Origin of the sequence: Pseudoalteromonas peptidolytica (genome assembly GCF_012641745.1) — a bacterium.
In the GTDB taxonomy this organism is placed as follows: domain Bacteria; phylum Pseudomonadota; class Gammaproteobacteria; order Enterobacterales; family Alteromonadaceae; genus Pseudoalteromonas; species Pseudoalteromonas peptidolytica.
Genome location: NZ_WEHZ01000010.1, coordinates 18175 through 32171, shown reverse-complemented (window position 1 = coordinate 32171; position 13997 = coordinate 18175). Strand labels below are relative to the sequence as shown.

At 41.9% G+C, this 13997-nt stretch carries 14 protein-coding genes; 5 read left to right on the top strand and 9 right to left on the bottom strand.

Annotated elements, in window-relative coordinates:
• Positions 1 to 81: 81 nt before the first annotated feature.
• Positions 82 to 528 carry a terminus macrodomain insulation protein YfbV gene (yfbV, locus tag F9Y84_RS08450; RefSeq protein WP_125252423.1) on the top strand — a complete coding sequence of 149 codons (447 nt, stop codon included), beginning with the start codon at positions 82 to 84 and terminating at the stop codon, positions 526 to 528.
• A gap of 112 nt (positions 529 to 640) precedes the next feature.
• On the opposite strand, the gene rlmA is transcribed toward yfbV, so the two are convergent.
• The 3 genes from rlmA to xthA form a co-directional block, all read right to left on the bottom strand.
• The gene (gene rlmA, locus F9Y84_RS08445; RefSeq protein ID WP_147390185.1) at positions 641 to 1444 is read right to left on the bottom strand and encodes a 23S rRNA (guanine(745)-N(1))-methyltransferase; all 804 of its coding nucleotides are present in this window, start codon (positions 1442 to 1444) and stop codon (positions 641 to 643) included.
• Positions 1441 to 2064 (bottom strand): energy-coupling factor ABC transporter permease, encoded by a 624-nt coding sequence (locus F9Y84_RS08440; RefSeq protein ID WP_125252425.1) that lies wholly within the window; start codon positions 2062 to 2064, stop codon positions 1441 to 1443. The genes rlmA and F9Y84_RS08440 overlap by 4 nt, the downstream gene beginning before the upstream one ends.
• Positions 2065 to 2296: 232 nt before the next feature.
• Positions 2297 to 3106, bottom strand: coding sequence for an exodeoxyribonuclease III (gene xthA / locus F9Y84_RS08435; protein WP_125252426.1), 810 nt, complete (start codon positions 3104 to 3106; stop codon positions 2297 to 2299).
• A 517-nt stretch (positions 3107 to 3623) separates the two neighbouring features.
• On the opposite strand from xthA, the gene F9Y84_RS08430 reads away from it, so the two are divergent.
• The gene (locus F9Y84_RS08430; protein WP_128730514.1) at positions 3624 to 4058 is read left to right on the top strand and encodes an exonuclease III; all 435 of its coding nucleotides are present in this window, start codon (positions 3624 to 3626) and stop codon (positions 4056 to 4058) included.
• A gap of 162 nt (positions 4059 to 4220) precedes the next feature.
• On the opposite strand, the gene bcp is transcribed toward F9Y84_RS08430, so the two are convergent.
• A complete protein-coding gene (bcp, locus tag F9Y84_RS08425) occupies positions 4221 to 4694 on the bottom strand; it encodes a thioredoxin-dependent thiol peroxidase (RefSeq protein ID WP_128730513.1) in 474 nt (157 codons plus the stop codon).
• Between the two features lie 9 nt (positions 4695 to 4703).
• Positions 4704 to 5240 (bottom strand): glycine cleavage system transcriptional repressor, encoded by a 537-nt coding sequence (locus tag F9Y84_RS08420; RefSeq protein ID WP_125252429.1) that lies wholly within the window; start codon positions 5238 to 5240, stop codon positions 4704 to 4706.
• Between the two features lie 324 nt (positions 5241 to 5564).
• Here F9Y84_RS08420 and bamC point away from each other — a divergent pair, with 324 nt between their 5' ends.
• Positions 5565 to 6623, top strand: a complete 1059-nt coding sequence (gene bamC / locus F9Y84_RS08415; protein WP_125252430.1) for an NlpB/DapX family lipoprotein — start codon at positions 5565 to 5567, stop codon at positions 6621 to 6623.
• 66 nt (positions 6624 to 6689) lie between these two features.
• Positions 6690 to 8060, top strand: a complete 1371-nt coding sequence (locus tag F9Y84_RS08410; protein WP_147390186.1) for a YjiH family protein — start codon at positions 6690 to 6692, stop codon at positions 8058 to 8060.
• 221 nt (positions 8061 to 8281) lie between these two features.
• On the opposite strand, the gene F9Y84_RS08405 is transcribed toward F9Y84_RS08410, so the two are convergent.
• From F9Y84_RS08405 to pabB, 4 genes are all read right to left on the bottom strand, one after another.
• Positions 8282 to 8515, bottom strand: a complete 234-nt coding sequence (locus F9Y84_RS08405; RefSeq protein WP_125252432.1) for a hypothetical protein — start codon at positions 8513 to 8515, stop codon at positions 8282 to 8284.
• Positions 8516 to 8696: 181 nt separating this feature from the next.
• Positions 8697 to 10073 carry an L-serine ammonia-lyase gene (locus F9Y84_RS08400; RefSeq protein ID WP_147390187.1) on the bottom strand — a complete coding sequence of 459 codons (1377 nt, stop codon included), beginning with the start codon at positions 10071 to 10073 and terminating at the stop codon, positions 8697 to 8699.
• A 182-nt stretch (positions 10074 to 10255) separates the two neighbouring features.
• Entirely contained in the window at positions 10256 to 10852 is a 597-nt protein-coding gene (locus F9Y84_RS08395) for an NUDIX hydrolase (protein WP_147390188.1), read from the bottom strand.
• On the bottom strand, positions 10842 to 12191 hold the full coding sequence (pabB, locus tag F9Y84_RS08390; protein ID WP_147390189.1) for an aminodeoxychorismate synthase component I: 1350 nt from the start codon (positions 12189 to 12191) through the stop codon (positions 10842 to 10844). Before pabB ends, F9Y84_RS08395 begins: the two co-directional genes overlap by 11 nt.
• Positions 12192 to 12356: 165 nt before the next feature.
• Between pabB and F9Y84_RS08385 the strand changes: the two genes are divergently transcribed.
• Positions 12357 to 13883 carry a fumarate hydratase gene (locus tag F9Y84_RS08385; protein ID WP_147390190.1) on the top strand — a complete coding sequence of 509 codons (1527 nt, stop codon included), beginning with the start codon at positions 12357 to 12359 and terminating at the stop codon, positions 13881 to 13883.
• Positions 13884 to 13997 lie beyond the last annotated feature (114 nt).

The following is a 13997-nucleotide window of genomic DNA, read 5'->3' as shown; positions in this document are numbered from 1 at the left end:
ATTTAGACTAAGGTATAGTTGACAGTAAAGACGTCGATTTTACCTCATTTTTTATATAAAAGTTAGCACCTAGGAGTTATGATGCAAAAAAGTCTTATTTCGCAAGTGCAACTTGGACGTCAATACTCAAAAGAGTGGCCTATGCGCAAGGAATTAGCACCACTATTCCCCGAGTTTCGGGTGATAAAGGCGACAGAGCTTGCTTTAAATACTATGCCTATGCTGGCGGTGTTTACTCTATTTCTGCAAACTAGTCAGTTGGGGTACCAATATTTACCACAGGCGATAGCGGTTGCGCTGTTCTTTTTATCGTTGCCTGTTCAAGGGCTGTTATGGTTAGGAAAAAGGGCGGAAACACCATTAAATCCAGCACTGAATTCTTGGTACACAGAGCTTCACCAAAAGATGGTTGCGAATGGCTACGATACCCCTTTATCCTCTAGAAAGCCAAGATATCGGGAATTGGCGAGATTATTGAAAGATATGTTTGAAAAGATGGATAAAGCATTCACCAAAGAAAACCTGTGAGGTAATGTATAAGCCTACCCCTAAAAACAGTGGGTAGGCTACAGCGTGCAAGCGCTAATTTAGTGAATCACCTTTGGACTTCAACATATCCATGTTAGTTCGTAAGATAGTGCTATTCGTTGCGCTGATATTCATTAATAAAAAATGATAGCGTCACTTCAACTTTATCCATTTTTTGCAATCTGTCTAAGTGCTGCTGCTTAAATTTCCACGCAAATGGTGTCATCATGATCAGGTGCTGTACGCAAGTAAAGTCCATAGTGTGAGTCTGTTGTAACTTGGTACGATCAACTAATGTAAAACCAGCAGGGGTGTCCGGCGCTTTGTGTAGTTTCACATCGTCGTAAATGAGAGACTTTAGCTCAAACAGATGATGCTCTGCTGGTGATATCACAAATAAGCTGCCTTTTGATTTACACAGACGCGCTAACTCTTGATCAAAAATCGGCGCGAAAATACTGACGATAACGTCAGCAAACTTATCTTCAAATGGCGCCTCCTTAACAGACGCGACACTAAACGCGACTTGAGCGTAGCGTTTTGCTGCATAACGTATTGCTGGCTTGGCAATATCTACACCATATACCGTGGCATTTGGACAGTGACTCGCAATTTCTCGTGTATAAAACCCTTCTCCACAGCCTAAGTCCAATACTTTTTCAGGCGTTTTCTGTGCTACAAGAGAGGCGAGGTTATCTCTTAGAAACTCATAATGGTGGGTTTCAAAAAATGCACGACGTGCAGCCACCATTTCTTGGTTGTCACCAGGCTGTTTAGACTTTTTATTCTGAACTGGCAATAAGTTGACATAGCCTTCTTTGGCTATATCAAATTGGTGATTTTGATCACAGGTATAGCTAGCACCACCTCGAAACAAAGGTAGTTTACAAAGCGGGCAGCGGTAATGGGATATCATTTGTCTAAGTATTCCCTATCAAAAAAGGTTTTAACCCAATGTGGGCGGTATGTAATAAGCAAAGTGATAGCCATGCCATTTAGCATTGCTTCTGGGAACCACATGATGACAGCAAAGTGCAGGTAATTATCTGCAAGCTCGAACCAAGTATAGGCATCGACGGTGTAATAGTACATTGCGCTGAGTAAGATTTTTAAGCACCCGACGGTACCTGCAAATATAAATGCACAGACGAAGATATATACAAAAAAGTGCCTCGGTAGGTAATGATAGCAAAGCACAAATAACCCGTAACTAATGTACACTGGGAGTAAAGCGGTAAAGAGCCATAAATTACCAAACTCCGGCAATGAGAAGCCGTTGAAGTAACCATGTAATATACATGCTAAGCTTGCACTTAGCGCACCTAAACGCCATCCCAGTATAAGGCTTACAGCGGTAACACCCAAAATATGAATATCAAGTTGTGGTAAAATGCCCGCCTTAATTTGCCACAGCAACGTGAGTACGACAGCGCAACTTAACACCCCAGTTTGTCTTGCTGCAACCAGTAATAATTGTTGGTACTCTTGACGATTAAAGCTAAATAAAAATAATCCGAGCGCGGCGATAAAAGTCACGGCTTCTTCCACATGTTAATGAGATTGGCAATACTAGTTCGAGCAAAACTGTGAGTTACAGCTCAATATAGTGCGATCCTATTTGGTTTTCAGATTTACTCAGTGTGAGGGAGTACCTTGATGCTAACCGGTTAAAACCTTCTCATCTAGATAAGCTTTTGCCTTAGCGATAGCTACGTAATTGACAAGGTTTACTCCCCTCAAAAAAAGTCACTTCGTTGATATGATACGATCAGAGACTAAAAGTAGCCCAAACTGGGGCGTGATCTGAAGGCTTTTCAATTCCTCTTAACTCGTAATCGATATCACTTTCAAGGCACTTAGCCATCAAAGGCTCTGTAGCGAGTACCACATCAATACGTAATCCACGGTTGTCATCAAAGCCTTTAGAGCGATAGTCAAACCAAGAGTATTTCTCTGTGGCATCAGGTGTTAACTCTCTAAATGTATCTTTGAAACCCCAGTCCAATAACGTTTTTAACCATTCACGTTCCTCTGGCTGGAAAGAGCACTTTCCGGTTTTTAGCCATCGTTTACGATTTTGCTCACCAATACCAATATCAGCATCTATTGGAGAGATATTAATGTCACCCATCACGACTAAATTTGATTTAGGATCAGCAAACTCATTTAAATGTGTCATCAGATCAGCATAAAATTGTCTTTTATACGGAAATTTTGTTTCGTGGTTAATATTGTCGCCTTGTGGGAAGTAGCCATTCATTACAGTGACCTCAGCGCCAGAGTCACTTTCAAATGTACCACTAATCATTCTACGTTGTGATTCATCAGTGTCGGTTGCAAAGCCTTTTTGAATCACTTTGGCTGGCTTTTTGGAGAGTATCGCAACACCATAATGAGCTTTTTGTCCATGAAAATAAACATGGTACCCCAGTGCTTCGACATCATCTTTAGGAAAAGCTTCATCATGTACTTTGATTTCCTGAAGCCCAATTACGTCAGGTTGATGTTTTTCTATTAATGCTTGTAATTGATGTAGCCTAGCTCTTAGGCCATTAATGTTAAACGAGACAATTTTCATAGCACTCTCTATTGACTTTGCTGTTTTGTAGCAGAGTTTATCATTTAAAAAGAAGAGGATCAGCGATTGAAGGCAATTAACCTGAGCTTTGAGAAATTATTGCCTTTCTATCGGTGAATTTTAGCAATCACAACCACAATCTAAAGGTTGTACCAATTTGCTCCGTCAAGTTGAGCCAATGTATTGGACAATGATACTTGTGCTGTGGAGAGTGAAGCACGCTACAGTAAAATTTATATAGCGCCTAACCCCTTTTTTGCAGTTTAAGACAAGAAAAACTGGTTAGTAGCATTTGAACGTACCTAAAACCTAGCTATCGCAGTCGTTGAAGAAAGCGTTTGTCCCGGTATTGGTATATATGAACTTGTTAAATTTTGTACAAGTTTAGGTGTGCCATAGCGATAATTTTACCCTAGTGTAAATAGAACATTAAATAAGCAGTTTTGCATGATTTAGCTGTTTACTTATTCTACATTGTAATTATAATCCGCACCGAATCGTTCATTTGGGGTATATTATGCTTAAATCTCTCTCTTTCTTAGGTCTTGTTTCTCTAGCTTCTTCAACTGCGTTTGCGTCTCAAGTTGAGTACACGCAAGCTGACTCGTCGCCTGCGACAAAAGTGTGCGCTGTTGCTGCGGAGCAGGGGTTCAGTGCAGCACGTAAAGAAGCTGCATCACTAGGCTTATTTATTTCTCGCTTTTCACCGAGCATCAAGTGTAATGGTGAAGATATTCGTGAGTTTGCAAAAGCATCTCAGCGTATTCAAAGGCAAGAAAAGAAAGTTGAGTTAGTTGCTGAAAAATCTGATGTAGCAACTGGATTATGTATTGACGCTGTGCGTCACGGTGTGAATCATTTACGCCTTAGCAATCAACAGGTACGTAACCTTCGTTGTAACGACATGCCTGTTAAGCAGTTTGTTAAAGAATTCAGAAACGCAGCGATCTAATACCATTTGTTCTAAAACTTACTTAGTTGGTATTACTGCTACGTATCAAAATATACCGACGAATAAGGTTGGTAAAAAAATCCGATAAACAGTCGTTTATCGGATTTTTTATGTTAAAGCCTAAAAACTCTTTACTACTGGGTGTGTTGAACCATCTATTGTTTATGCTTGCGCTTTTAGATGCTCAATAACGACTTGATGATGATCTTTTGTTTTAAACTTATTGAATACATGTTTGATGGTTCCATCCTGACCCACAAGGAACGACAATCTGTGGATCCCGTCATACTCTTTACCCATAAATTTCTTCAGACCCCAAACACCGAATTCATCTGCGACGGCATGATCTTCATCAGAGAGTAGATCGAAGTTTAGCTCTTTTTTGTTTTCAAAGTTTTTTAACTTTTTCACAGGATCAGGGCTAATACCAACGGCAACGGTGTTAAGTGCAGCGAGTTCTGTTTTGTGATCGCGTAAGTTTTCCGCTTGAACTGTGCAGCCTGGTGTAAGCGCTTTGGGGTAAAAATAGACTAAGACTTGATTGCTCTTAAGTAAGTTTGCAAGTTCAATGGTTTCGTCATTTTGATTCTGTAATGAAAATAATGGTGCTTTATCACCTGCTTTCAAAGTGTTCATGTAAAATCCTTAGCGAATGCGTCTAAAAATGTAATCTACGTTTAAGGCGTGAGAAAGATCTTCAAACTGAACTTTAAAGTTATCGATATCAACATCTACAGGAATATTGAATTCAAGCTCACAGCGCATGTGAAGTTCGTCATCTTGCTCAAAGGTATCCGATTTTAGTGAACAAATACTGACGCCTTGCGCTGCAAAATAGCGAGTCACTTTGCTCAATGTACCGGGAGAATCCAGCCCTTCGTACTCCAAGGTATAACCGGCACTAAATTCCCCTTGTTGATGACTTGAGGTTCGTTTCATCATGGTCAACAAACCCAGCTCCATGCTTTTAGCTGGTAAGGTATGCTCGACACGACTGATAGAGGCCATATCACCGGCGAGTAACATAATGAAAGTAAATTCGTTACCTAATATTGCGATACGGCTGTCGATAATATTACAGTTGCAGTCGCTCACAAGTTGTGTCAATTCACCAACAATACCAGATCTGTCTTCACCTATCGCTGTTAAGACTAGCTGATGGTTTGTATGATGCGTGGTCATTTTAAAACCTCTGATTTCATGTAACGCGCCCAATTAGTTAACGCGAAATACTACCATATCTGAGTTTTAGCGCTAGCGGGATGTAATAAAAAATAGAATCGTGGATGACTGTGTGGTTGCTTGTTTTTCTGGTGCATGACAAGTAACATAAGGCAAATTTTTGGCTATGTAATAGATAGGTCAGCAAAAAGTGCTAAATCTATACTGTCATAGCGCTAATAGTTCAACGTTGCCAATATTTGGTAACTTTGTGTGAACCAATTCGGCAATCCTAAATCATAACTTTGATTCGAATAATAATAGGGTTTGCTAAGGAGTAAATGAGTGCAGTATTGGATCCCAAAATCACTGGTTCTTGGAATTGCCGTTAGTTTGAGCGGCTGTAGTATTTTCACAAATGATGCACATCATGAGAGAAATTATCGAGCAAATGCGCCAGTTAAGGTTCCTGAAGGGCTAGAGAAGCCTTATCGCGACCCTGAATTTGCGATGCCTGTAGGGCAATATGAAAACACCCCAGAACCGGTCAGTTACCGTGCTCCTCAACAAGTATTGACTGTTGCGCAAGGTAGCTGGGTTGAGCAAGGCGAAGAAGCGGCAAGGATCTTTTTTGATAAAAACGATGGTATAGACGATTTACCACAGTTTATCTGGCGTGCTGTTGATGGCGTCATTGCTTTACACGAAGCAGGTTATGAGGTTGAAAATAAAGCACAAGGTACCGTAACAACCACTTGGTATTCGCTCATTAAACCAAAAGATGGCTGGTTTTGGGAAGAGAGCAAAGCCCCTGCTAAACAAAAATTTACCTTCACGGTAGAGCAAAAAGCACACCAACGTACGGCATCAGTTTTAGCTGAACTAGTTGATTATCAAGGTGAAGAAGCGCTCACGCCATTATTAAAGCGTCACCTAGAGGTTCGAGCGCTTAACGAAGTAGTATCGGAATTTGACTATCAGTATCGTCTACTTCAGGTTGAGCTTCGCAAGCGACAAGGCGTGTTGGCATTAGAGCTAGGCTTTGATAAAGCGGGGAATTCGGCACTACTTACCGAAAAAGGTCAGCAAGCGGTGTTGGATCGTTTTTCAAACTTCCTAGAAAGAAGTAACTTTACCGTTGTACGCGTTGATAGGGAAAAACAAGAAGTGTTAGTTCGCTATGAAGCGCCGGAAAGCAGCGTTTGGGACTCTATCTGGGGCGAAGAAGCTGTGGTGTTGCCTATTGAAAATGGTGACTACACAATAAGTGTCGCCGAAGCGCAAGACACACGCACATCAATTACGTGGAAAGATGGACAAGGCAATGTGCTAGATGCGAACACCATGAATAACTTGCATCAGGCTTTAATTGAGCTGCTTAGGCAGAAGGGTCTAACGATCTAACAAGTATAATAATTTAGAAACGAAAAGAGCTTCGGCTCTTTTCTTTGTTTTTGTGGAAGTAAAAAAATGACACAGAGCACTATGGCTACACGCAGTACCTTACAAACATGGTTTGCGTTTATCGTACCGTCATTGATTGGTATTTTTTTATTTATGACGCCCGTTGCTGTTGGCGAGGCGATGACTATTCCAATAGCGGTGATGGCAAAGTGGTTGCAAGCGCAGGTTGCGCCTTTTATCAAAGATATGATTGTTGCTATTGTTTGTATCACAGGGGTGATGAGTTTGATTATTAAGCTCTTTAAACCGCAAGCACTATTAAAAATAAACATAATAAGACACTTATTTGATGTCAGTTGGGTTTGGCTTGTAACCAGACTTATCGGCATGGTGTTTATTGTGCTTACTTTCAATGGTGTTGGTCCGGAGGCTATACACTCAGAAAACACTGGCGCACTTGTACTTAATGACCTGTTACCGGTGCTGTTTTCTGTTTTTATCCTCGCTGGGTTATTGTTGCCACTATTACTTAATTTTGGTTTACTCGAGATGGTTGGCACTTTACTCACCAAAGTGATGCGTCCCTTATTTGGTGTACCAGGCCGTAGTGCGGTAAATTGCGTGGCTTCGTGGCTAGGAGATGGTAGCGTCGGTATTTTGATGACAGCGCGTCAGTATGAAGATAAACATTATACACAGCGAGAGGCGGCCATCATAGGCACTACTTTCTCAGCAGTTTCCATCACGTTTTGTTTGGTCGTGATAGGCCAAGTGAAGCTCGAGCATCTATTTGCGCCATTTTACCTTACCGTATGTGCAGCAGGCTTCGCCGCGGCAATCATTGTTCCACGTCTACCACCACTTAGATTTAAAAAAGACATCTATATTGATGGCACAGATCATAACCAAGATTCAGAAGCGGTTCCTGAAGGTAAAGGATTGCTTCGCCACTCTTTGGATGTTGCATTAACCAAGGCCAAAACAGCACCAGGTATAAAAGGTACGGTGGAAGAAGGGCTTCATAATGCACTTGATATGGTATTTGCTGTGTTACCTGTAGTTATGGCTGTGGGTACTTTTGCTCTTATCATTGCTGAATATACACCAATATTTCAGTATCTAGGTACTCCATTCGTACCTTTCCTAGAGTTTTTAAATGTGGCTGAGGCAGAAAAGGCCGCACAGACAATCGTTGTAGGCTTTGCGGATATGTTTATTCCATCAATTCTTGCGGCAGGCTCCATTGAAAGTGATACAACAAGATTTATTGTTGCGGCAATGAGTGTTACTCAATTAATTTATATGTCTGAAGTGGGTGCACTGCTTCTGGGAAGTAAAATACCTGTTAACCTATGGGAGTTGTTCCTGATCTTTATTCTAAGAACGCTGGTAACATTACCCGTTATTGTACTTATGGCTAAATGGTTAATTGGTTAACTAACGCATTAGTAAGCTCCCTACGAGAGGTAGGGAGCTATAAGCATACTACCTAACGCCAGCTCACTACAGGCCTTGCTTATCAGTGCTTGCTCTACACATAAATACCAGCTTTGCCTCTGGTTATTATGAGGAGACGGAGAACCTATCCAAGCGCAAGGTAGCGTCTTGGATGGTAAGTTCCAATATGTTGAAACTGACTATGCTCGCCAGTGTTTAGACTAATTCAGATTATCTATGTCTTTTTTTAATTGGTAACCTTCATCCGTCACAATCTGCTCTAGGGTTGCTACTCGGGATTTTAGCGCATTAATTTCAGCTTGCAGCTGTGCTTGTTGCTCCTTAGTGTGAGTGCCTGCTTTTTTAAATTCCAAACGTCGCTTGTACATCTCACTAATGATGCCGCCGCCGACACAAATTAGTACGATGAGAAAAACCATTGTAGTGCCTGACATGACAGTATTACTCCTTATAAAGAATATCATCTAGACTTTGTTTCGACTCAACTTGAAGGTTCAAATCTAGAGTTTATTAAAATTGGTATAATTTCGTAATGTTATCCGCAATAAAAAATGGCATCACGAGATAACCCATGATGCCATTAAGTATATTAAAAAGTGAACTGACAATTGTCAGTTAGCACTCAATGATATTTACTGCCAGCCCGCCACGAGCTGTTTCTTTATATTTTGTTTTCATGTCATTACCAGTATCGAGCATGGTTTTAATGACTTTATCCAACGACACTTTTTGATCGCCAGTACCGCGCAGTGCCAGTCTCGATGCGTTAATCGCTTTAATTGAACCCATTGCATTACGCTCTATACAAGGTACTTGCACTAAGCCTCCAACAGGATCGCAAGTAAGGCCTAAATTGTGCTCCATACCAATTTCAGCTGCATTTTCAACATGGACAACGTTACCACCCATAATTTCAGTGAGCGCGCCTGCGGCCATAGAGCAGGCAACACCAACTTCACCCTGACAACCAACTTCAGCGCCTGAAATTGAGGCATTTTTCTTGTATAGAATACCAATTGCGGCTGCGGTCAGTAGGTAGCGAGTCGCAATTTCCATATCAACTTCTTTGATAAAGGTATGGTAATACATCAACACAGCAGGAAGAATCCCCGCGGCGCCATTTGTCGGTGCAGTCACAACACGGCCACCTGCTGCGTTTTCCTCATTAACTGCAAGGGCAAAAAGATCGACCCAGTCCATTGCTCGCAGCGGATCTTGATGCGTCTCAACACTTAACTTTAAGTATAAACTTGGTGCCCGTCGACGTACTTTTAGTCCGCCCGGTAGGATGCCTTCGGTCTTCATGCCGCGCTCAATACAGGCTTTCATGACTTGCCAAATGTGAAAAAGCGCTTCTTTAATTTCACTTTCGTTTCTTAGCGTCTTTTCGTTTGCCATCATCAAGGATGACACACTAAGACCAGACTCTTTGCACATCTCCAATAGCTCAGCTGCTGAATTAAATGGATAAGGTGCCGGATTTTCCGTTCTAATATCAAGGGCCGCTTGCTTCTCAGCTTCGAAGTTTTGGTCTGTAACAATAAATCCACCGCCAATTGAATAATATATTTGACTGTGGACGAGCTCTTCACCATTAAATGCCTTGATTTCCATTGCATTTGAATGTTTTGGCAGTGTTTTTCTGCGGTGAAAAACAATAGCCCCTTGTTTGGGAAACTTAACTTTATACTGTTTATCAAGATAGATAACTTGTTCATTCTCAATAGTATCAAGAATTTCAGGAACGAGATCTGCGTCAATTGTTTCAGGGTCGTAACCTGCAAGTCCTAGAATGACTGCCTTGCCAGAGCCATGCCCAATTCCAGTTTGACCCAATGAGCCATAAAGCTCTACTTTCACCGAGGTGATATTATCAATAATGCCTTGTGCTAATAAGTCTTGAACAAAAAGCCTAGAAGCACGCATTGGTCCAACAGTATGAGAGGAGGAAGGCCCAATACCGATACTGAACATATCGAATGCACTGATCATAAATTTTACTCACATTGCCTTTAAAACGGACGTCATCATAACGTGTCTGTAGAGGGAAGTAACCCAAATTCGGCAAAACTGATGGGGTAAGGCTATTTTTATGGACCACAAACGTCAAAAAAGGGAGAGCGAGCGCGAAACTACATAAAAGATCTCAAAACAATGAGTCTAATCACTTATGGCTACACTAGCTGGATAAACTGTTTTACGATTTTAGCTGTCGCGCCCCATAGTAAACCATGAGGCGTCATAAACCCTTCAAGAGAGACTGACTCTCCTTTATGGATAAAATTGAAGGTCTGCCAATTTTTTTGTGCCTTGAGCTGTTTCAAAGAAAGCACAAAAGTATGCTGGACTTCAGCACTTTGTCCTAGCCATTTGGCATGCTGATGTACCTTAGCTACGACGGGAGTGATTTGATAGCCTGTCAACGTGCTCAATAAGGGCAGCGTACCTAAAACTTGAGATTCTGTGATAGACAAGCCAATTTCTTCTTCGGTTTCCCTAAGCGCTGTATTAATAATATTGGCGTCTTGTTGTTCGACTTTACCACCTGGGAAGCAGATCTGACTTGGATGACTGTTTAGAATATTACTGCGTTTACAAAAGAGTAGGTGTGCGCGGTCATGGACGCTTACGATAGGAAGTAATACTGCACTGTGCACAGTATTTTTCCGTGCAGCTTGATTTATAGTCGTATGCACAGCGCCTTTTGTTTGCTGCACTGGCGCAGCTGATGACGCCAGTAAAAATTGCGAGATTACTTGATCAGTTTTCATTTAATACTGGTAAAATCTTGTTTACTTTATGATACGTTTCCTCGTACTCAAGCTGGGCTTGAGAGTCCTTTACTATACCACCACCTGCCCAACAATAAATTTTATTTTGATGACAAACTAATGTACGAATAGTGATGGATGTATCCATATTTCCACATGCACTTAGGTATCCTATCGACCCACAATAAACGCTACGTCTATGCGGCTCAAGCTCTTCGATTATCTCCATTGCTCTTATTTTGGGGGCGCCAGTAATTGAACCGCCAGGGAATGCGGCCTCTAATTGATCCACCGCGCATTTGCCTTCGGCCAATTCGGAAGTGATTGTGCTGACTAAGTGGTGAACCGCAGGAAAGCTCTCAATATCAAAAAGAGCAGGTACTGTGACTGAGCCTGGTTTAGCTACTTTACCTAAATCATTTCTAAGCAAATCAACAATCATGACATTTTCAGCGCGATCTTTGGTGCTGTTGCGAAGTGCTTTTGCTTGCACAAGGTCGGCTTGCTCATCGGGCAAACGAGGCAGGGTTCCTTTAATTGGTTTAGTCTCAACAACATTATTTTTTACTTGGATGAAACGCTCAGGAGATACAGATAGCACTGCGCTATTTCCAAGTGTGTAAAACGCTGAAAAGGGTGCACGATTACTATTTCTAAGTTTTTTATAGGCAAGCCAAGGAGCACCATCATATGTTGCGCTGAAACGCTGTGCGAGATTGATTTGGTAGCAGTCCCCACTGAGTAAATATGCTTGAATCTTGTTAAACTTGTCCTCGTACTGTGTTTGAGACATGTTTGAACGCCACGTTGATGTGAGAGTAAATGCGTTGTAGCACGAGGGCGCTTCTATACGGCTCAAGTAATTTGCTAGTCTATCGGTTTTTGGTTGAGAGACGTAGAACCACGCATTAGCGGTTTTATCAAAAATAAGTGCGTCAGGGTACAGCCCGATATGCGTATCAGGAAGCGAAATATCTTGGTCGGCTGTACTGGGAATTTGTTCAATGTAGCGGCCAAAGTCGTAACCAAAATAGCCAAGCCATCCCCCAGTAAATGGTAAACCATGGCTAGCTTGACTTTGATTCATTAATGCCAGTTTACTTTTCATGATGGTAAAAGCAGATTGATCCATTATTTTACCGTCTAAATAAATGGCACCGTCCCGCGCTTCAAGTGTATGCAAAGGTTCAAAAGCGATAATGTGGTAGCGGCTGTTGATATGTTCAGAATCACACGAATCTAACAGGATCGCTTGCGTTTCGTTTGCAAAGTATTCAAAAAGTTCAACGGCACTCAGTTGAATGTCTAATTTAACACAGTTTATTTGCTCATTTATCATTTACTTGACCTGCAAAGCTAGCCCCAAACGGGCGAGGAGGTTATCATAGTTGCTTGCTATTCCATAGTTCAAGGTATTGAAATTGACTTTCTGACGCTGAATAACAACAATTGCCAGCGTAGCGTTTCAATCCTGAACCATACCGTCGAAAATTGAGGAACCGTCATGAGCACAATCCGTCAGCAAGACTTTATTGATAGCATTGAAGATGCGCTTCAATATATCTCATTTTATCACCCACTTGATTTTGTCCAAGCGTTAGAGAAGGCCTACGAAAAAGAACAAAGTAAGGCTGCAAAAGATGCGATTGCACAAATTCTTATCAACTCACGGATGTCAGCTGAAGGTAAACGTCCGTTGTGCCAAGATACCGGTATCGTTACTTGCTTTGTTAAAGTAGGTATGGATGTTAAGTGGGACAAAACGGACTTAACTGTTCAACAGATGGTAGATGAAGGTACACGACGCGCATACACCAATCCAGACAACCCGCTGCGTGCATCAATTGTCGCTGATCCTGCTGGTAGTCGTAAAAACACCAAAGACAACACGCCATCTGTTGTTCATATTGATATGGTACCAGGTGCAGAAGTTGAAGTGATGATCGCTGCCAAAGGCGGTGGCTCAGAAAATAAAACTAAAATGGTGATGTTAAACCCATCTGATGATGTAGCCGAGTGGGTAGAGAAAACGTTACCTGCCATGGGCGCTGGCTGGTGTCCACCGGGGATGTTGGGTATAGGTATCGGTGGTACTGCGGAAAAAGCAGCGGTACTTGCGAAAGAATCATTAATGGATCCGGTCGATATCCATGAACTAATGGAACGTGGCGCTGAAACAGCGGAAGAAAAGCTACGTCTAGAAATTTTTGAGCGTTCTAATAAGTTAGGTATTGGTGCACAAGGTCTTGGTGGCTTAACAACGGTTGTTGATGTCAAAATTAAAACTGCACCAACCCACGCTGCATCTAAGCCAGTTGTTATGATCCCTAACTGTGCAGCTACTCGTCACGTGCATTTTACTCTTGATGGTTCAGGCCCTGCCGACTTGAAAGCGCCAAAACTTGAAGATTGGCCAGAAGTAACTTGGGAAGTCGGTGAAGATACTCGACGTGTTAACTTAGACACACTGACTAAAGACGATATCCAAGAGTGGAAGATGGGTGAAACAGTATTACTTTCGGGTAAAATTCTCACTGGTCGTGATGCTGCTCACAAGCGCCTCCAAGAAATGATCAACTCAGGTGAAGGGTTACCAGAAGGCGTCGACTTTACTAATAAGTTTATTTACTACGTAGGTCCTGTGGACGCTGTTGGCGACGAAGTTGTAGGCCCTGCAGGTCCTACCACATCTACACGTATGGATAAGTTTACTGACTTAATGTTAGAGAAGACGGGACTTATCGGTATGATTGGTAAGGCTGAGCGTGGGCCTGCGACGGTTGAGTCGATCAAACAAAATAAATCCGTCTATCTAATGGCTGTTGGCGGTGCTGCATATTTAGTGGCAAAAGCGATTAAGAAGTCACGCGTTGTAGCATTTGAAGACTTAGGTATGGAAGCTATCTACGAGTTTGAAGTAGAAGACATGCCAGTAACCGTTGCTGTCGACAGCAACGGTGAAAATGCCCACACTCAGGGCCCTGCTATTTGGAAAGCCAAAATTGAAGAGCTAGATAGTAAGCTTAGTTAAGGCATCGTAACAGAGAAAAGGGAGGCATATGCCTCCCTTTTTCTGTATGTGATAGTTTACATTATCAAAGTGCTTTCCGTTTACGTAAACAGTAACTTCGGGAAATTCAAATAA

Bases quoted from the DNA above. Each gene is read 5' to 3' on its own strand.
- yfbV (WP_125252423.1), top strand. From the start codon at position 82: ATGCAAAAAAGTCTTATTTCGCAAGTGCAACTTGGACGTCAATACTCA.
- rlmA (WP_147390185.1), bottom strand. From the start codon at position 1,444: ATGATATCCCATTACCGCTGCCCGCTTTGTAAACTACCTTTGTTTCGA.
- xthA (WP_125252426.1), bottom strand. From the start codon at position 3,106: ATGAAAATTGTCTCGTTTAACATTAATGGCCTAAGAGCTAGGCTACAT.
- F9Y84_RS08430 (WP_128730514.1), top strand. From the start codon at position 3,624: ATGCTTAAATCTCTCTCTTTCTTAGGTCTTGTTTCTCTAGCTTCTTCA.
- bcp (WP_128730513.1), bottom strand. From the start codon at position 4,694: ATGAACACTTTGAAAGCAGGTGATAAAGCACCATTATTTTCATTACAG.
- F9Y84_RS08420 (WP_125252429.1), bottom strand. From the start codon at position 5,240: ATGACCACGCATCATACAAACCATCAGCTAGTCTTAACAGCGATAGGT.
- F9Y84_RS08410 (WP_147390186.1), top strand. From the start codon at position 6,690: ATGACACAGAGCACTATGGCTACACGCAGTACCTTACAAACATGGTTT.
- F9Y84_RS08405 (WP_125252432.1), bottom strand. From the start codon at position 8,515: ATGTCAGGCACTACAATGGTTTTTCTCATCGTACTAATTTGTGTCGGC.
- F9Y84_RS08400 (WP_147390187.1), bottom strand. From the start codon at position 10,073: ATGATCAGTGCATTCGATATGTTCAGTATCGGTATTGGGCCTTCCTCC.
- F9Y84_RS08395 (WP_147390188.1), bottom strand. From the start codon at position 10,852: ATGAAAACTGATCAAGTAATCTCGCAATTTTTACTGGCGTCATCAGCT.
- pabB (WP_147390189.1), bottom strand. From the start codon at position 12,191: ATGATAAATGAGCAAATAAACTGTGTTAAATTAGACATTCAACTGAGT.
- F9Y84_RS08385 (WP_147390190.1), top strand. From the start codon at position 12,357: ATGAGCACAATCCGTCAGCAAGACTTTATTGATAGCATTGAAGATGCG.